Genomic DNA, 16,005 nt, shown 5'->3' with positions numbered 1-16,005 from the left:
AGTTGTCTATATTTAGGGATGAAATTATAAAAGGCTACTGAAGAGAAAAAACAGAAAAAAGTCGAAATCAAATGATTTAAAAGTAATCTTGGATCGGGTAAAATGAATGGGAAATTAATAGATGGAGTGTGAATCTTTGAAAAAACTTTTACTATTTTTCTTGTTTCTAAGTGTTCCTTCCGCTGTGTATTTATATTATGAAGCCGCCGCAGGAGATGAGGAAGCAATCGTCCGAGTGGAGGGCCATGAGCTGTCTGTGCATCAAAGCCCTCTTATTACTGAGGAAACAGTATTTCTTCCTGTTAAAGATATAGTAGAGGAAGCAGGTTATGAAGTTGATTGGCTTCCCGTTAATGAAGAGATAGTCATATACAATGGTGAAAGAGAAATTTCCTTTCGTGTGGGTGCAAATACGGCAAGAGTGAATGAAGAAAACGCAGATCTTCCATCTACTTATGTCAGTGAAGAAGGAAGCGTTATGGCAGAAATAGCTTTTTTTGAAGAAATACTCAAACTGGAAACCGTGTGGGATAGCAGCAGCCTTACTGCTGATCTCTATCTACCAAGAGAGATGAAAGTAAACGGGGTAATAGAATCAGCAGAACAATATTTGGACACTCCTTATGAATTTGGGGCTTCTCCTCATACAGTCGATTATTTTGATTGTTCCTCTTTTACTCAGAGAGTGTATAAAGAGAATGGTATATCCCTCCCTCGCGTTTCTAGAAACCAAATTACAGCGGGAGACCAAGTTAACAAAAGTGAAATAAAAAAAGGAGACTTGGTTTTTTTTGATACAGAAGAAGATGATACTATTAATCATGTAGCAATATATATCGATTCAGAAACCTTACTCCATGCTACCGATACGAACGGGGTTGATTATACTCCTTACACCGACTACTGGAAGGATAGTTACGCAGGAGCAGCAAGAGTCATAAATTAGAGAATTGTCCTGAAAAAAGGAACCCGGATATTAGTGCAGCCCCCCCGTATTTGTTGGGGGTTTTTTTGTGGTGAAGAAGAGCGCCAGTCCCAACAGTTTAAGAGTCAGCTTCCTTTGGTTTGAGTGAAACTTTTTGAGAAAAAGGTTGAAAAACAGGAGAAAATAGTGTTTCTTGAAAAATCACAAAAATAAGTGCAAACTATTAAGAAATGTGAATTCTGAAATACAGTAAGAAACTGAGTACATAAAGAGGTCCAAGGGAGGCAGCGAGATATGAATTTTGATGAGGTTTTTGAAAGAAAACAAACAAATTCAATGAAATGGGACTTATTAAAGGAACGATATCAATCAGAAGATTTATGGCCAATGTGGGTGGCTGACATGGACTTTCAAGCTCCACAACCAGTATTAGATGCGATGAGACAGGTGGTGGACCACGGAATTTTTGGTTACCATGCACGGCCTGATTCCTTGCGTGAAGTAACAGCTGGGTGGCTGAAGAAAAGGTTCAAGTGGGAAGTTCAAAAAGAGGATTTTGTTTTTACGCCAGGAGTAGTCCCGGCGATCAGTCATCTGATTAAGACATTTACCGCTAAAGGAGATCAAGTAATCATCCAAACACCTGTTTATTATCCTTTTTATTCATTAATCAAAAATAGTGAGAGGACTCTTGTAAAAAACCCTCTTAAAGAAACTGATGATGGATTTGTCATGGATCTTGATGACCTGGAAGAAAAAATGAAGGCAGGGGCAAGGATGCTCCTTTTATGCAGTCCACACAATCCAATTGGACGTGTATGGAAAAAAGAAGAGCTAAGAAAAGTTGGGGAATTAGCCGAAAAATACAACGTGCTTGTTGTATCAGATGAAATTCATGCTGATTTAATATTAAAAGGAGAACATGTGCCTTTTGCTAAGGTTAATAACGATTTAGATGTTTCAGTCATTACTTGTATGGCCCCGAGTAAAACGTTTAATTTGGCTGCCCTGCAGCTGTCCTACGTAATATTTCAGGATAGTGAAGATAGAACGTCATATGAAAAACATTTAAGTAATGAATTTGTCGGCATTGATAACCCGTTTGCTACTGTTGCTGCTGAAGCCGCCTACCTTCATGGAGAACCATGGCTTGAAGCACTTCTTGAATACATTAAGGGCAATGTGGAATTAGTTAAGCAAGATATTGAAACAAATATGCCGAAGATAAAAGTAGTTGAGCCGGAAGGTACTTATTTAATCTGGCTGGACTTTAGAGAGTTTGGTATGTCCGGATTGGAGCTCCAGGAGTGGCTTAGAAAAGAAGGGAACCTTGCTTTGAGTGACGGGCACATTTTTGGCCCGGAAGGCAGTGGTTTTGCCCGCATGAATCTAGCATGTCCAAGGTCTCATGTCGAGGAGGGTCTTCGTCGACTTAATCAAGCCTATAACTCATATAAGGTAAAATAAACAGGAATTTAGCAGGAATATTATTTTTCTCCCCGAAATAGAAGGCGTATAGGCTTGGGACAGAGAGAACCTGGAGAAAGTTTGTTGTAAAGGGGCTTACAGGATGGAGAAGGAAGTACTGCAGGATTTTTTAATACAACAATGCAAAATAGAATTAAAACGGGACTTAACAACAGGTGAAAAAGAGTTTTTGCAGTGGGTGGTCACTAGAAAAGATGCAGGGGACAAAAAGCAGGCATCATTAAGGCTTTGTTAAACAAATAGTAAGAAAAGGCGGGCTGCAGAGAGAGCCTGCCTTTTTTTAATTATGGTACAATTAAAGAAAAGATACGGTCGTTTAGGAGTGATGGAATGAAGACGTTTCGGCTTGTAGCTATGCAATTGGTACTTTCTGAAGAGGACAAAATTATTCAAGAAGCTCTTCCATTGCAGGATGGATTAATCATAAATCGTGAAGAGAAAAACAGCCTTTGGTTAATTGAAGCAGTGATCCCCAAAGAGAAACAAGAATTATTTGAGAAATGGAAAGAAACTCAGGAAAAGTTTGTAGTAGAAGTAACGATAACTGACGAGAGAAACGACCCCGCCACAATGACTGCTCAGGTAAGGGATGTTATTACCTTATCCAATTCTATAAGTGTTTTATTTGATGGGAAAATGGCAGTACAAAAAGATGATGTCTTTAATGTCATTCTTGAAGGCCTCATTGAAGACGGTTTTTCGGGAGAAAAGCTTTTAGAGGAGTTCAAGAACAGAAAAGAAGACCAAGGCTCATGGTCTCACAGAGTTGCGGAAAACTTATACAAAGAAGTAAAAGGAGAAAGAAGCGAGGATTCCCGCTCCTAATATCACATCCCCTTTACTCCATCATGTCGAGAAAATGAGGAGTGACAAATCCTTCAATAAGTGCTGCAATAATAATAAGTGGAACGACCACTCCAAAGTAAGTTTTAAAAGCCTGTCCGATCCTGAGTGTCAACTCAATGGAATCCCTGTTCGGGGAAAAGATTTTCTTGGCAATACTCAGGCTAATATATATTCCTGCTGCACTGCATAAAAACAAGCCGATCATTTCAATTATTCCATGAGGAAGGATCCCCAAAGCGAATACAGATAGAGGGTTTTCCCCAGCTGCTTGTGTAAAGGCTAACACAACGCTAACGGATAAGCCGGTAATGACAGGGCTGAGAGCTGGCAGGAAAAGGACGGGAATAAATCCAAGGATTAAAACGAAGAAAGAAACTTGAAGATTATTTAAAACGATGACCCAAAACAAAGTTGAATGTTCTGCGTCTGGACCCGCTCCCATATTTTCAAATTGCGCTCCCAATTGTTCCATGGCTGCATGAACGATTGGAGGATTACTTATCAGAAAGATATAGCCTCCGGCAGCGATGGCCAACGTTAGAATAAAGACGATGAGAAAAGGGAGTTTATAAATATCTTTAGCTTTCTCCCATTCTTTTTGATAAAACTCTTTCATCGTGAATAACTCCTTTAACAACTCCTTTGCTGAGCACACATACAGGATTAATGAACTGTTCAGCAGGGAAAGAGTAATACTGAAAATCTTGTTCCCTCGTCCTATAAAAAGCAAACATAACCAGTGAAAAAAGCTTGTTGTATTACGTTACTGTTTAAGTGAATAATCAGGAATGGTATGATGATAAACAAAGTAACGGAATTTTATTTTGGTGCAAGAGATGAGGCAGGTACAATGAATTTTTTTACTTTCCATGATTATTACAACAATCAAGTTAAACTAGCCTTTTCTTCCAATCCCTTTTCAGAGCAGCCAGGCCATGTTTGGGTGATTTGTGTGTTTAAGGATCAATGGCTTCTTACTCATCATCCTAGAAGAGGTCTTGAGTTTCCTGGTGGAAAGGTTGAAGCTGGAGAAACGCCTCAAGAAGCTGCCAAACGTGAAGTGTGGGAGGAAACAGGAGGAGAAGTGAACACCATAGAATACATTGGTCAATATGAGGTAAAAGGAAAAGCTGATACCGTGGTCAAAAATATTTATTTTGCCACCATTGAAGACTTAATTGAAAAAGCTGATTACATGGAAACAAAAGGACCAGTTATACTAGAAAACCTTCCCAGAGACCGGAAGAGCCTTTCAAATTATAGCTTTATTATGAAAGATGAAGTACTTACGCATTCTTTGCAATTTTTGTCTGATAATGGATTGCTTCCTGCCTCACAACAAAGAGACCTTCCTAGCTAATGAACTCCAGCCCCATTGTTAGACACCTCATCTAACAATGGGGGTTTTTTATGGCTGAATGTAAAATAGAAGGGAAGTTACAAGCTGTTGCTCGTACTTGAATAGAAACGATAATGAGAAAGTATCGTTTCTATCGGCTCCATCCGTTAAGAGGGCAGTCATCGTTTTGGTCTTCTCCCGAAAACGGTTGACAGGATGCCATTTACCTCTTTCTCTTAAAAAAAGCCTTTTTCAATTGCTGCATAAAGGGGAGTATAGAAAGTAGGACAAATTCCCTCGGCTATTGTAACGGTTTCGGGCGACGAAGAATGGATGCATGACGTTGCAGAAATAAGCCGGTGGAAACAGAACAAGAGCGACTCGGTTCTGCAATCCCTTCGCAGCTACTCTCCATGAGTGTTTTGAGGATGGTGTAAACGTAAAGAGAGTGGATGGTCATACCTATAATAAAACAAAGGAGAGGATGATCTTTGACTACCTTTCAACAAGTACCCTCCACGTCTAGTACTGTGAAGCTGTATGAAGTGACTTATCAAAGTGGTCCTTATCAAGTAAAAGGGTGTCTGGCAAAACCTGTTAACCATACTGCTACATTGCCAGGTTTGTTATATCTGCGCGGAGGATATAAATCATTCGGCATGGTTAGCAAGGAGTGGGTAACCACACTTGCAAAAGAGGGATATGTAGTGTTTGCCCCATACTACCGGGGAAATGAAGGAGGGGAAGGCTCAGAAGATTTCATTGGGGAGGACCGGGAGGATGCTGCAGCTGCATTTGACGTATTAGCCGGCCTTGAGGGGGTTGATGAGAGAAGAATTCACATAATGGGTTTTTCAAGAGGGGGAGCAATGGCTTTGTTCACAGCCATTGCCAGGCCTCAGTCTTCTTCTGTGGTAGTATGGAGCGGTGTAACCGATATGCGGCTGACGTATGAGGAAAGGGAGGACTTACAAAAGACATTTCGAAAGGTTACAGGCGGCACTCCCGCTCAAGAGCCGGAAGAATATGAAAGGCGGACCCCTATAAAGTATATTGAAAAATTATCCGTCCCATTGTTAATTATTCACAGCAGAAAAGATGAGAATGTTTCAATCAATCATGCATACTTACTCCAGCGTGAAATGGAAAAGTATGAAAACCCATGCGAAGCAAAAATATATAATGATTTTTCGCACCATCTAAATGACCTTGATCGCAAGAAGGTACTTCAAGAGGCTTGTGACTGGATGAAAAAATGGGAGGAAAACAAAAGAAAAGACGCCCTCTAAGGCGTCTTTTTCATCATTTAGATTGTAGGTCCAGCATTTTTAATTTCTTCTAACGTGTTTTCAAACTTTGAGAAGTTCTGTTTGAATTTAGAAGCAAGCTCTTTTGCTTTTTTCTCGTAAGCTTCAGGATCTTCCCACGTTTGCTTTGGCTGCAGGACTTCATCTGGCACTCCCGGACACTGAACAGGAATGTTTAAGCCAAAGATTGGATCTACGGCTGTCTCGACAGAATCAAGCTCCCCTTGAAGTGCAGATTGAATCATAGCCCGAGTATAAGGGAGGTTCATTCTCTTTCCGACTCCGTATGGGCCGCCGGACCAACCGGTGTTGACTAAGAAAACCTGGACGTTATGCTGAGTGATCTTTTCTCCTAGCATTTCAGCGTAATGAGAAGCTTCTAATGGGAGGAAAGGAGAACCAAAGCATGTTGAGAACGTTGCTTCAGGTTCCGTTACCCCTCTTTCAGTACCAGCCAGCTTACTCGTATAACCGCTTAAGAAATGGTACATTGCCTGTTCTTTTGTTAACTTGCTGATAGGAGGCAGGACGCCAAACGCATCAGCAGTTAAGAAGATAATTGTTGTTGGATGCCCGGCCATACTTGGCACAAGAGCATTATCAATATTATCAAGAGGGTAGGCTGCACGCGTGTTTTCCGTCAAAGCCGTGTCTTCATAGTCAGGCTTTCCTGTTTTCGCATCAACCATTACATTTTCAAGAACAGAACCAAAACGGATCGCATCCCAGATTTGTGGTTCCTTGTCGTAAGAAAGATTCACACATTTTGCGTAGCAGCCGCCTTCGATATTAAAGACACCGTTATTTGACCAGCCATGTTCATCATCACCGATTAAAAAACGATGAGGGTCAGCTGAAAGAGTCGTTTTCCCTGTACCTGAAAGCCCGAAGAATAATGCTACATCACCTTCTTCTCCCACATTTGCAGAGCAGTGCATCGGTAGAACATCCTTTTCCGGGAGAAGGTAGTTCATTACTGAAAAGATTGACTTCTTCATTTCCCCTGCGTATTCCGTTCCGCCGATCAATACAATTCTCTCTTCAAAAGAAACGATGATAAACGTTTCCGATTTTGTGCCATCAACTTCAGGATCGGCCTTAAATTCAGGAGCAGAGATAATCGTAAATTCCGCTTCATGGCGGTCAAGTTCGTCTTCCGTTGGACGAATGAAAAGCTGCTTTGCAAACAGGTTATGCCAGGCGTATTCATTTATGACCTGAAGAGGAAGACGATAAGCAGGGTCAACACCAGCATATCCACGTGTAACATATACTTCGTCTTTTTCTTGAAGGTGAGCAAGTACTTTTTTATACAGATTAGAAAAAATTTCTTTATCAATAGGCTGGTTGACAGGACCCCAGTCCACCTTTTCACGTGCAGGAGACTCATCAACAATATATTTATCTTTAGGAGAGCGGCCAGTATATTTTCCGGTATCTACACTAAGGGCTCCAGAAGCTGTCAGTTTCCCTTCGTTCCTCATTAAAGATTTCTCTACTAATTTAGAAACAGGCAAATCATAAAGGACATTTCCCCCGTGTAACACATTTTTTAATTCGGTAGTGAAGCAGACGGTATTATTCATGGCAGCAAAATCCTTTCTATCCAAAAAGTTAAAATTAAAGTAACCTTTATCCTCTATGTTGAAATTAGTATAACACATTTAAAGATATAGTCTATACTATTTTTAAAAATTTAAGTGTGTTTATGATTTTTTTGGAAAAAAGCCCAGTAAAAGCGGTCTTCAGGGGATGGTTTAATATTAGAGTATGGACTACTGTGTTTTATGTACCTTATGTTAGTCCTTTTACCTTTTGTGGAATATGTCACTACAACGATATTTTTACTTCCTATAATTAATTGTGCTTTTTGGAAAGTGATTTCTGTGATTTTTAGATGCTGTGGAGGTAGAAACATACTATAAAAGTAGAGGAAGGTGGACGCTATGGCAGCCAGCTGGTCAAATAAATCTTACATCGTCTTTTATGACAGTTTATGTCCTTTGTGTAAAAAAACAAAGAGATACTTTGAACGTATGGATTGGTTCAATCGAATGCACTGGGTTTCTATTCATGAACCTGGATTGAAAGAGAAATTTCCATTTTTACAGCAGCAAAAAATTCAAGAAGAGATTCACTTTATTGTTAACGGTACTTACCTGTATACAGGTTTTGAAGCGGTACGAAGAATGATGCTCTTAATGCCTGCTACTTCTCTTATTGGGGCACTCCTGCATTCTCCCGGAATGTTAAAAGCCGGCCGGAGATCCTACAAATGGATTGCAAAAAATCGTTATTCTATGCTGAATGAAACATGCGAAGGCGGTGCTTGCTCGATTCAGCAAAGATCGAATTAAGTTATGCTATTTTAAAAAAAGGTAACGTATTTCTTTAGAACAGCTTATAGATGTTTCTAAGTTGACATAGCAATGTGACTACGTTATGATATGTCGCGAACGGATACTCTTATCCCGAGTTGGTGGAGGGACAGGCCCTGTGAAACCCAGCAACCACCCCAGCGAAATGGGGGAAAGGTGCTAACCTGGCAAGACAGTTTGTCTTGGAAGATAAGAGGCGAAAAAGGTGAAACGATCAAAACCCTTTTCCTCGCCAAGGAAAAGGGTTTTATGCTATACGATCAGTCTTATAAGATCGTATGAAAATAAGGAGTGCTGACCATAGCCGCCTTGTTTAGATTTTTCTTTCTCCTTTTACACTTGCCGCATCTGGGAATGAGTGCCGTATTATTCGTAATCGGAAAAGGAGGATATAATTAGATGGAAGCAAAAGGAAAAAGACTTTTCACTTCAGAATCTGTAACAGAAGGACATCCAGATAAAATTTGTGACCAGATCTCAGACGCTATTCTGGATGAAATCTTAAAAGAAGATCCAAATGCAAGGGTAGCATGCGAAACAACAGTTAACACTGGCTTAGTACTGGTGGCAGGTGAAATTACGACATCTACATATGTCGATATCCCTAAAATTGCAAGAGAAACGTTAAAAAACATTGGGTATACAAGGGCAAAGTATGGTTTTGACTATGAAACGTGTGCCGTTTTAACGTCCATTGATGAGCAGTCAGCTGATATAGCCCAGGGTGTGGACAAAGCACTTGAAGCAAGAGAAGGAAATATGACAGAGGAAGAAATTGAGGCAATTGGGGCAGGAGACCAAGGATTAATGTTTGGTTATGCAGATAACGAAACAAAAGAGCTTATGCCTTTGCCAATTTCACTTTCTCATAAGCTTGCCCGCCGTCTCACGGAGGTACGTAAAAAAGAAATTCTTCCATATTTACGTCCTGACGGAAAGACTCAGGTAACGGTTGAATATGGTGAAGATGGAAAGCCAGTCAGAGTGGATACCATTGTTATTTCTTCCCAGCATCACGCGGATGTGACACTTGAGCAGATTGACCTCGATTTGAAGGAGCATGTGATTGAGCCAGTAGTGCCTGCAGAACTATTAGATGCAGAAACGAAATACTTTATTAACCCTACAGGCCGTTTTGTTATTGGCGGACCCCAAGGTGATGCTGGCTTGACCGGCCGTAAGATTATTGTTGATACTTATGGAGGGTATGCCCGCCACGGAGGCGGTGCGTTTTCCGGTAAGGATCCTACAAAGGTCGACCGCTCTGCTTCTTACGCTGCCCGCTATGTTGCAAAGAACATCGTTGCAGCAGAATTGGCAGACAAATGTGAAGTGCAGCTTGCTTACGCGATCGGAGTAGCACAGCCAGTATCCATTTCAATCGAAACGTTTGGCACAGGAAAGGTTTCAGAAGAAACACTTGTAAAAGTGGTGCGGGAAAACTTTGACCTGAGACCGGCAGGAATTATTAAAATGATGGACCTTCGTCGTCCTATTTATAAGCAGACTGCTGCCTACGGCCACTTTGGACGGACTGATATCGAGCTTCCATGGGAAAACACCGATAAAGCAGAAGCGTTGTCTTCCATGGCCCAGCAATATGAGTAAGTAAATAAACAGGCTGTTGAGAAGTCTTTCTCAGCAGCCTGTTTTTCTATGAGTCAGCTTATTCAATAATTCAATTCCCCAAGCCCGTGCCTGCCAGGGTTTTGTCGGACTCTTTATTCTGCAGGTGTCTGGAACATATGTGAAAGCTCAAAAAAACCATGATCATATATCATGGTTAAAGGTGAAGTACTATTGATCATAAGATTTTAATTTTTCTCTGAGAAAAGCTTGTTCTTTTTCAACGATTCTCCTGAAATGATCCTGGTTCGTAGCTTTAAAAATTGCAAATGCGTTGTTGCAGCAGGAAAGAGCCTCGTCGTAATCATTGAGTAATACCAGGTTTTTTCCTTTTTGATAATAAAGTTCTCCAAGTATATAAAGACTTCGTGCGTGCAAGGATAAGGTAATACCTTCTTCACAACAAGAAATAGATTCTTCGTAATCTTTTACTTTTGTAAGCGATTTAGATAATGTGTACAAAAGTCTGATTGGAATCGATGGATCTTTAATTCTTTGAAACGCCTGTAGTTGCTTTAAGGTTTTTTCACAGATTGCAATAGCTTCTTCGCACTTATCCTCAAGGTTGAGAATAACAGCTATACTATTATATATTTCCCCTTTTCGTTCTGTAAAATCAGACATTTCATCTACCTGTAACGATTGCTGAAGCAATGACAGGGCATTAGCTGGATCCTTATCTACATGGTAAGCACAGATTCCTTTGTGCCACAAAAAGAACTGAAGATTAGACCCAGACTGAAAAAGCGGATTGTTTCTTTCTTGTTCCATTACATTCCTGACTTCCTTATAATCCTGAGAGGTAATAAGTTCTCTGATCTGATAAAACACCTCTTCGGCATAATAGGGACGGTCAGACCGCAGATCATCAAAAAAGTAATAAATATCGGTGCCCAGGCGTTCAGCAATTTCAAAAAGAGTATTTGAATAAGGGATTATTGTTCCATTTTCTATTTTGCTGATTTGAGCTTGAGTACATATTCCTTTGGCTAGGTCTGCTTGTGTCATTTTTTGATATTTTCGTAGTTCGTAGATCTTTTTACCTACTCTTGAGAAATCCATAGGATCCTCACTCCCCCGCTATGCTTAAAATTATTTTACTCTATGTTTTCAAGAGAAGGAAGAAGAAAATTGTGGTTTTTTTTAACAGGACGCTGAATAAAAGGGATTTTTCAAAATTATTCAGTGATTATAATAGGAAGTAGAAGAGGGAGGGGAAGAAATTGATCATTTTACCATTTGTTTTTATTGGGGGAACGTTTGGGAGTCTTATGTTACTTAATAAACAAATTAATAAAAAAGAAGCTGAGGAAAACAGAGCTGACTTACGTGATCTGCCTTATCATCATTAATAGAAAACAAAAAGAAGAGAAAGGCTTCCCTTTCTCTTCTTTACATATTGGTTTTGGTCCATCTTGTTTTGATGCATTAATGATTCACTATATTCGCATTTAAAAAGATGCAGTGACATCTTCTCTGCTAAGCTCCATCTTACTTTCCTGCATTTCTCTGTAATACTGTCCTTTGTCCCGATATGATTGCCTGACTCTTTCCATTTCTTTTAAATCTTCTTCATTCAGCTCTCTGACAACTTTTGCCGGTCTGCCTAAAGCAAGAGTATTAGGGGGAATTTTCTTCCCAGGCGGAATTAGGCTTCCTGCCCCTATGAAGGCCCCTTCACCAACCTCTGCCTTATCAAGTATTTGCGCTCCCATCCCTACGAGGGCACCTTTTCGTATAATGCAGCTATGTAGAAGAGCCATATGACCCACGGTCACATCATCCTCTAGGAGCAGTGTATTTTCCGGACTCTGATGGAGAACCGAATTGTCTTGTATATTTACTCGGCTGCCAATAATAGTGGGGGCTACATCCCCTCGGATGGCAGTATTAAACCATACACTTGATTCTTCCCCAATTGTTACATCACCTGTAATTGTCACGTATTCAGAAATATAAGCACTCTTAGCTATCCTGGGAGATTTCCCTTTAAATGGATAAAACATAACATCCCTTCCTTTTTGTAAGATAGTACTGTAAGTGTAGCAAATAACATGTAAAATAAATAGAATAGAGACAGCTGTTATCTAGTAACGGGGAAGTCGACTTTCTAGAAAGGCAGGACGATCCAAATGAAGAAATGGAACAGCGAACATGCTATCGGAGTAGTAATCATAATTCACGGGGCTGGCGAGCATCATGGACGCTATCGCTGGGTCATAGATAAATTTAATAAGGAACGTTTACATGTGGTAGCAGGTGACTTGCCAGGGCAAGGACAGACTCGTGGAAAGCGGGGCCATATAGATAGTTTTGATCAATATATAGATACAATTTATAACTGGTATAAGGAGGCTGCTGAATATGACCTCCCGGTTTTTCTATATGGTCACAGCATGGGAGGATTGATTGCGATTCGCTCAATGATGGAGAAGCATATGCCTATGAAGGGAGTCATTTTGTCTTCCCCTTGTCTTGGCTTATACGAATATCCAGGAAAAATGAAGGAATGGGCAACGAAGCTTCTTCATAGAGTTACCCCTACATGGGGCGGTGAATCAGGGATTCGCACAGAATATGTAACGAGAAGCCCGGAAATCAGAGAAGCCTACAGGAATGATGAACTCCGGGTCACAAAGGTGAGTTACCGCTGGTATCAGGAATTAATCAAAGCAATGAGAATCAGCTTGATGGAAGCTGAGCGCTTCCCGGATGTTCCTCTTCTCACTATGGTTTCCGGTGATGATTATGTAGTTGATAAATATGCCGCTCATCGCTGGTTTAACCAGCTAACAACAAGTGACCGCTCTTTAAAGGAATGGAAAGGGCTATACCATGAACTATTGAACGAACCAGAAAGGGATTTGGTCTTCCGCTATGTTATGCGATTTATCCATACAAGATTGGAAGAGTAATCAGTAGTTTTGTGAATCAAAGCATGGTATCTTGATTAAATGAACAAATAAGTTTTAGGAGGACCAACGTTGAAAGTTCCAACTCAACCATGGACGATACTATATAAATTAAACAAAGAAACGATACCAGCCGCTCATTACTTCTTAAAAGAATGGAAGAAAAAAGCCAGCGAAATTCCTAACCAGGAACTGAGAGAGCAAGCATTGGACAGTCTTACAAAAAAATATTTTCATTGTGAGGGTGGCTCGGCCTTTGGATTGCTAGCCGGTCAGAGACAAAATCAAGTCATTCAGTTTATGGTAGCCTACCAGACAATCTGTGATTATTTAGACAACTTATGTGATCAAAGTGAATCACTGGACCCGAATGATTTCAGGACTCTCCATAATGCCTTGGACGATGCCTTGACACCTGGTGCAGAGCTTAAAAACTATTACTATTACAGAGAAGAGCAGGAAGACGGCGGTTACCTTCATTCCCTTATTGAAACATGTCAAAATACATTAAGAACCTTTCCTGGTTTTCCAATGGCACAAGAGGATATGAGAGAGCTGTCTTCTTACTATCAGGATCTCCAGGTTTATAAGCATGTAAAAAAGGAAGAAAGAGAGCCTCTTTTAAAAGAGTGGTATAAGAAACATGAAGACGTAATGCCGGATTTAACATGGTATGAGTTTTCTTCTGCCACCGCCTCCACGCTTGGTGTATATACTCTTGCCGGATATGCGGCCCGCGGGGAAGGAACGCCCTGGCTTTTTTCTAACATTAAAAATGCCTACTTTCCTGCTGTTCAGGGTCTTCATATATTACTAGATTATTTTATCGATCAAGAAGAGGATCACGCGGATGATGAACTTAATTTTATAAACTACTATGGAAATGAAGACGAGATGGTGCATCGTATGCACTTTTTTATGGATAAGGTGAAAACCAGTATTGAGAGACTGCCGGACCAAAAGTTTCATCAATTAATTTACCAGGGAGTTATCGCAATTTATCTAACAGATAATAAAGTCCAGTTGAACAAGGAAATGAAAGAAACAGCCAAACAAATCGTTCGATTTGGCGGCTTGTCATCAAGATTCTTTTATGTGAATAGCTGGGTGTTTCGAAGAATTAAATAAAAAAGAAATTGAAAAGAGGCTGACTCTGCTGTCAGCCTCTTTTTTCTATCGCTACTATAAAGGGGGGATTATTCGTTTGATTCGTAAACTGGTAACGTAAAACATGAGCTTCCTGCTGATCCAGGCTTTCAGTAAAGGACAGAAGCTCATCACGTTCAATTTGTCCTTCTGCATGGCCATGATAAATGACGAGAATAATTAACCCCCCATCAGGCATAATGCTAAGAAGGTTTTTTACTGCGGTGATTGTTGTTTGAGGAGACGTGGTGATTGTTTTATCGCCCCCAGGGAGGTACCCAAGATTAAAGATAGCTGCTTTTAGTTTGAGGTGTTCCGACTTGGGAATAACGTCTGCTGCCTTGCAATGACTTTGTTGGAGCAGTGTGACGTGAGTCTCTAAGCCCGCCTTTTTGAGACGTTCCTTTGTGCTTTGTATCGCTTCTGGCTGAATATCAAAGCTGTAGACTCTGCCACTTTCACCTGTACGTTCAGCCAAGTATAACGTATCATGTCCATTCCCGGCAGTGGCGTCAACTGCTATATCGCCTTCCTGGACAACCAGATCTATGAGATGGCGGGCAAAAGGGAGAATGCGGTATAGATTCACGTTCCCCTCACCTCGCTTGGATGATAGTATTTTCCTTGCCATGTATCCCTTTTCTGAAATTCTGCTTCTATTGCATTTAACACTTTCCATTTGTTCATGCTCCACATCGGACCTACTAATAAATCTGCAGGTGCATCTCCTGTTAGACGATGAACAATCACCTGAGGAGGAAGGAGTTCAAGCTGGTCAACCACAAGACTTACATATTCATCAAAGTCCATAAACTCTACAAGACCTTTTTCATATTGCTTAATCATAGGGGTTTTTTTCATCAGATGAAGAAGGTGAATCTTAATCCCCTGGATATCAAGCTTTGACACTTCTCGAACAGTTTCACGCATCATCTCATTTGTTTCCAATGGCAGGCCATTGATAATATGGCAGCAAACCCGGATTCCGTGTTGTCTGAGTTTGTTGACCCCTTCAATATAACAGGCATAATCATGAGCTCTGTTAATCAGTTGAGAGGTTTTTTCATGTACAGTTTGAAGTCCCAGCTCTACCCATAAGTAGGTGCGTTGATTAAGTTCAGCGAGATACTCTACTACATCATCAGGGAGACAATCAGGGCGAGTGGCAATGGAAAGGCCGACAACCCCTTCCTGTTGTAGAATGAGTTCATACATTTCTCTTAACTCTTCCACGGGAGCATAGGTGTTGCTAAAGGCTTGGAAATAGCCAATGTATTTTCCACTTTTCCATTTTTTATGCATACGCTCTTTTATCCCATGAAACTGCGTAAGTAGGTCATCTTTGCGGTCACCTGCAAAATCACCTGAACCCCTTTGGGAGCAAAAAGTACATCCCCCGGATGCTACCTTTCCGTCTCGGTTTGGACAATCAAATCCTCCGTCCAAAGGTACTTTAAAAATTTTTTCTCCAAAATGGCTGCGAAGCTCATAATTCCATGTATGATAACGTTTATCTCCCCATAGCTGAGGAGTGTTCTGATAAGCATTAATAGACATTATTTTCTCTCCTTGTCAGTGTAATCTTGTCTTCCTTTATTGGTGACAAGAGAGTCCTAGTAGTAAACAGTACGTCTTATTGTAGCATGACTGCTTAATGGGAGAAAGTTGATGGGCTGCCTCAAGAGAAAGCAAAATTTTTCAGAAATAGGCTGCTGTTCACATCAGTGGACAAATAAAGCCTTCTTGCTAAACGTTAGCCTTTCCCATACAATCAATTCGAAAGTCGAAATAGGGGAGAGAGGGAATGCCTGAATCGATCTGGCTTTTAACCATTGGCATGATGATTAACGTAACAGGGATATCTTTCATCAAGGAAAAAAGAAACCGCAGCAATACACCGGAAAGGTTATGTTTATATCCTTTTGGATTTGGTGAAAATACTTAAAACGGCAACCTTGACAGGAATTTAGTAAATCCATAAAATATCAAGTATTAGTATGTAAAGCAAAGCTAGTTGTTATACGATTTCATTAATAGA

The 16,005-nt window shown here is 40.5% G+C and carries 18 protein-coding genes, 1 riboswitch and 1 other annotated feature (1 of these 20 cut by a window edge); of the genes, 12 read left to right on the top strand and 6 right to left on the bottom strand.

Annotated features, from left to right (window positions below; all coding sequences use genetic code 11):
• Nucleotides 1-136: 136 nt before the first annotated feature.
• The 4 genes from ACFPU1_RS08660 to ACFPU1_RS08645 all read left to right on the top strand — a co-directional run bounded on the left by ACFPU1_RS08660 (nucleotide 137) and on the right by ACFPU1_RS08645 (nucleotide 3,238).
• A complete protein-coding gene (locus ACFPU1_RS08660) occupies nucleotides 137-946 on the top strand; it encodes a C40 family peptidase (RefSeq protein WP_385940164.1) in 810 nt (269 codons plus the stop codon).
• A gap of 273 nt (nucleotides 947-1,219) precedes the next feature.
• Entirely contained in the window at nucleotides 1,220-2,392 is a 1,173-nt protein-coding gene (locus ACFPU1_RS08655) for a MalY/PatB family protein (RefSeq protein WP_385940162.1), read from the top strand.
• 103 nt (nucleotides 2,393-2,495) lie between these two features.
• The gene (locus ACFPU1_RS08650; protein ID WP_157049844.1) at nucleotides 2,496-2,648 is read left to right on the top strand and encodes a hypothetical protein; all 153 of its coding nucleotides are present in this window, start codon (nucleotides 2,496-2,498) and stop codon (nucleotides 2,646-2,648) included.
• 95 nt (nucleotides 2,649-2,743) lie between these two features.
• A complete protein-coding gene (locus ACFPU1_RS08645; RefSeq protein WP_054636372.1) occupies nucleotides 2,744-3,238 on the top strand; it encodes a YwpF family protein in 495 nt (164 codons plus the stop codon).
• 13 nt (nucleotides 3,239-3,251) lie between these two features.
• On the opposite strand, the gene ACFPU1_RS08640 is transcribed toward ACFPU1_RS08645, so the two are convergent.
• Nucleotides 3,252-3,875, bottom strand: coding sequence for a stage II sporulation protein M (locus tag ACFPU1_RS08640; protein WP_385940160.1), 624 nt, complete (start codon nucleotides 3,873-3,875; stop codon nucleotides 3,252-3,254).
• A 234-nt stretch (nucleotides 3,876-4,109) separates the two neighbouring features.
• Here ACFPU1_RS08640 and ytkD point away from each other — a divergent pair, with 234 nt between their 5' ends.
• On the top strand, nucleotides 4,110-4,619 hold the full coding sequence (gene ytkD, locus ACFPU1_RS08635) for an RNA deprotection pyrophosphohydrolase (protein ID WP_054636400.1): 510 nt from the start codon (nucleotides 4,110-4,112) through the stop codon (nucleotides 4,617-4,619).
• 470 nt (nucleotides 4,620-5,089) lie between these two features.
• Nucleotides 5,090-5,887 carry an alpha/beta hydrolase family protein gene (locus ACFPU1_RS08630; RefSeq protein WP_385940158.1) on the top strand — a complete coding sequence of 266 codons (798 nt, stop codon included), beginning with the start codon at nucleotides 5,090-5,092 and terminating at the stop codon, nucleotides 5,885-5,887.
• Nucleotides 5,888-5,904: 17 nt separating this feature from the next.
• Here ACFPU1_RS08630 and pckA read toward each other — a convergent pair whose 3' ends face one another.
• The gene (gene pckA, locus ACFPU1_RS08625) at nucleotides 5,905-7,491 is read right to left on the bottom strand and encodes a phosphoenolpyruvate carboxykinase (ATP) (protein ID WP_385940156.1); all 1,587 of its coding nucleotides are present in this window, start codon (nucleotides 7,489-7,491) and stop codon (nucleotides 5,905-5,907) included.
• 360 nt (nucleotides 7,492-7,851) lie between these two features.
• On the opposite strand from pckA, the gene ACFPU1_RS08620 reads away from it, so the two are divergent.
• Nucleotides 7,852-8,262 (top strand): thiol-disulfide oxidoreductase DCC family protein, encoded by a 411-nt coding sequence (locus ACFPU1_RS08620; RefSeq protein ID WP_385940154.1) that lies wholly within the window; start codon nucleotides 7,852-7,854, stop codon nucleotides 8,260-8,262.
• 106 nt (nucleotides 8,263-8,368) lie between these two features.
• A riboswitch (SAM riboswitch) is annotated at nucleotides 8,369-8,479 on the top strand.
• A gap of 203 nt (nucleotides 8,480-8,682) precedes the next feature.
• Nucleotides 8,683-9,891: a methionine adenosyltransferase gene (gene metK, locus ACFPU1_RS08615; RefSeq protein WP_054636375.1), complete on the top strand. Its 1,209-nt coding sequence runs from the start codon at nucleotides 8,683-8,685 to the stop codon at nucleotides 9,889-9,891.
• 189 nt (nucleotides 9,892-10,080) lie between these two features.
• Here metK and ACFPU1_RS08610 read toward each other — a convergent pair whose 3' ends face one another.
• Nucleotides 10,081-10,971 (bottom strand): helix-turn-helix domain-containing protein, encoded by an 891-nt coding sequence (locus ACFPU1_RS08610; RefSeq protein WP_385940151.1) that lies wholly within the window; start codon nucleotides 10,969-10,971, stop codon nucleotides 10,081-10,083.
• A 161-nt stretch (nucleotides 10,972-11,132) separates the two neighbouring features.
• On the opposite strand from ACFPU1_RS08610, the gene ACFPU1_RS08605 reads away from it, so the two are divergent.
• Nucleotides 11,133-11,261: a hypothetical protein gene (locus ACFPU1_RS08605; protein ID WP_269758149.1), complete on the top strand. Its 129-nt coding sequence runs from the start codon at nucleotides 11,133-11,135 to the stop codon at nucleotides 11,259-11,261.
• 99 nt (nucleotides 11,262-11,360) lie between these two features.
• Here ACFPU1_RS08605 and ACFPU1_RS08600 read toward each other — a convergent pair whose 3' ends face one another.
• Nucleotides 11,361-11,915 (bottom strand): gamma carbonic anhydrase, encoded by a 555-nt coding sequence (locus ACFPU1_RS08600; RefSeq protein WP_385940149.1) that lies wholly within the window; start codon nucleotides 11,913-11,915, stop codon nucleotides 11,361-11,363.
• 126 nt (nucleotides 11,916-12,041) lie between these two features.
• Here ACFPU1_RS08600 and ACFPU1_RS08595 point away from each other — a divergent pair, with 126 nt between their 5' ends.
• On the top strand, nucleotides 12,042-12,824 hold the full coding sequence (locus ACFPU1_RS08595) for an alpha/beta hydrolase (RefSeq protein ID WP_385940147.1): 783 nt from the start codon (nucleotides 12,042-12,044) through the stop codon (nucleotides 12,822-12,824).
• Between the two features lie 69 nt (nucleotides 12,825-12,893).
• The gene (locus tag ACFPU1_RS08590; protein WP_385940145.1) at nucleotides 12,894-13,949 is read left to right on the top strand and encodes a tetraprenyl-beta-curcumene synthase family protein; all 1,056 of its coding nucleotides are present in this window, start codon (nucleotides 12,894-12,896) and stop codon (nucleotides 13,947-13,949) included.
• 31 nt (nucleotides 13,950-13,980) lie between these two features.
• Here ACFPU1_RS08590 and mnmM read toward each other — a convergent pair whose 3' ends face one another.
• Together mnmM and mnmL are read right to left on the bottom strand one after the other, a co-directional pair.
• Nucleotides 13,981-14,556 (bottom strand): tRNA 5-(aminomethyl)-2-thiouridylate-methyltransferase MnmM, encoded by a 576-nt coding sequence (gene mnmM, locus ACFPU1_RS08585; RefSeq protein WP_385940143.1) that lies wholly within the window; start codon nucleotides 14,554-14,556, stop codon nucleotides 13,981-13,983.
• Complete coding sequence (mnmL, locus tag ACFPU1_RS08580) at nucleotides 14,553-15,524, bottom strand: tRNA modification radical SAM protein MnmL/YtqA (protein ID WP_385940141.1); 972 nt, start codon at nucleotides 15,522-15,524, stop codon at nucleotides 14,553-14,555. The genes mnmM and mnmL overlap by 4 nt, the downstream gene beginning before the upstream one ends.
• 247 nt (nucleotides 15,525-15,771) lie before the next feature.
• Between mnmL and ACFPU1_RS08575 the strand changes: the two genes are divergently transcribed.
• Nucleotides 15,772-15,912, top strand: coding sequence for a hypothetical protein (locus ACFPU1_RS08575; protein WP_385940140.1), 141 nt, complete (start codon nucleotides 15,772-15,774; stop codon nucleotides 15,910-15,912).
• Between the two features lie 92 nt (nucleotides 15,913-16,004).
• Nucleotide 16,005, top strand: a binding site (T-box leader) (it continues 224 nt past the right edge of the window).

The organism is Thalassorhabdus alkalitolerans, from assembly GCF_042656525.1.
Lineage (GTDB): Bacteria > Bacillota > Bacilli > Bacillales > Marinococcaceae > Thalassorhabdus > Thalassorhabdus alkalitolerans.
This window is presented reverse-complemented; position numbering and strand designations above follow the sequence as displayed.

Excerpts from the sequence above, each read along its gene's own strand:
- ACFPU1_RS08655 (WP_385940162.1), top strand. The coding sequence starts at position 1,220 with ATGAATTTTGATGAGGTTTTTGAAAGAAAACAAACAAATTCAATGAAA.
- ACFPU1_RS08650 (WP_157049844.1), top strand. The coding sequence starts at position 2,496 with ATGGAGAAGGAAGTACTGCAGGATTTTTTAATACAACAATGCAAAATA.
- ACFPU1_RS08645 (WP_054636372.1), top strand. The coding sequence starts at position 2,744 with ATGAAGACGTTTCGGCTTGTAGCTATGCAATTGGTACTTTCTGAAGAG.
- ACFPU1_RS08640 (WP_385940160.1), bottom strand. The coding sequence starts at position 3,875 with ATGAAAGAGTTTTATCAAAAAGAATGGGAGAAAGCTAAAGATATTTAT.
- ytkD (WP_054636400.1), top strand. The coding sequence starts at position 4,110 with ATGAATTTTTTTACTTTCCATGATTATTACAACAATCAAGTTAAACTA.
- pckA (WP_385940156.1), bottom strand. The coding sequence starts at position 7,491 with ATGAATAATACCGTCTGCTTCACTACCGAATTAAAAAATGTGTTACAC.
- ACFPU1_RS08620 (WP_385940154.1), top strand. The coding sequence starts at position 7,852 with ATGGCAGCCAGCTGGTCAAATAAATCTTACATCGTCTTTTATGACAGT.
- metK (WP_054636375.1), top strand. The coding sequence starts at position 8,683 with ATGGAAGCAAAAGGAAAAAGACTTTTCACTTCAGAATCTGTAACAGAA.
- ACFPU1_RS08610 (WP_385940151.1), bottom strand. The coding sequence starts at position 10,971 with ATGGATTTCTCAAGAGTAGGTAAAAAGATCTACGAACTACGAAAATAT.
- ACFPU1_RS08600 (WP_385940149.1), bottom strand. The coding sequence starts at position 11,915 with ATGTTTTATCCATTTAAAGGGAAATCTCCCAGGATAGCTAAGAGTGCT.
- ACFPU1_RS08595 (WP_385940147.1), top strand. The coding sequence starts at position 12,042 with ATGAAGAAATGGAACAGCGAACATGCTATCGGAGTAGTAATCATAATT.
- mnmL (WP_385940141.1), bottom strand. The coding sequence starts at position 15,524 with ATGTCTATTAATGCTTATCAGAACACTCCTCAGCTATGGGGAGATAAA.
- ACFPU1_RS08575 (WP_385940140.1), top strand. The coding sequence starts at position 15,772 with ATGCCTGAATCGATCTGGCTTTTAACCATTGGCATGATGATTAACGTA.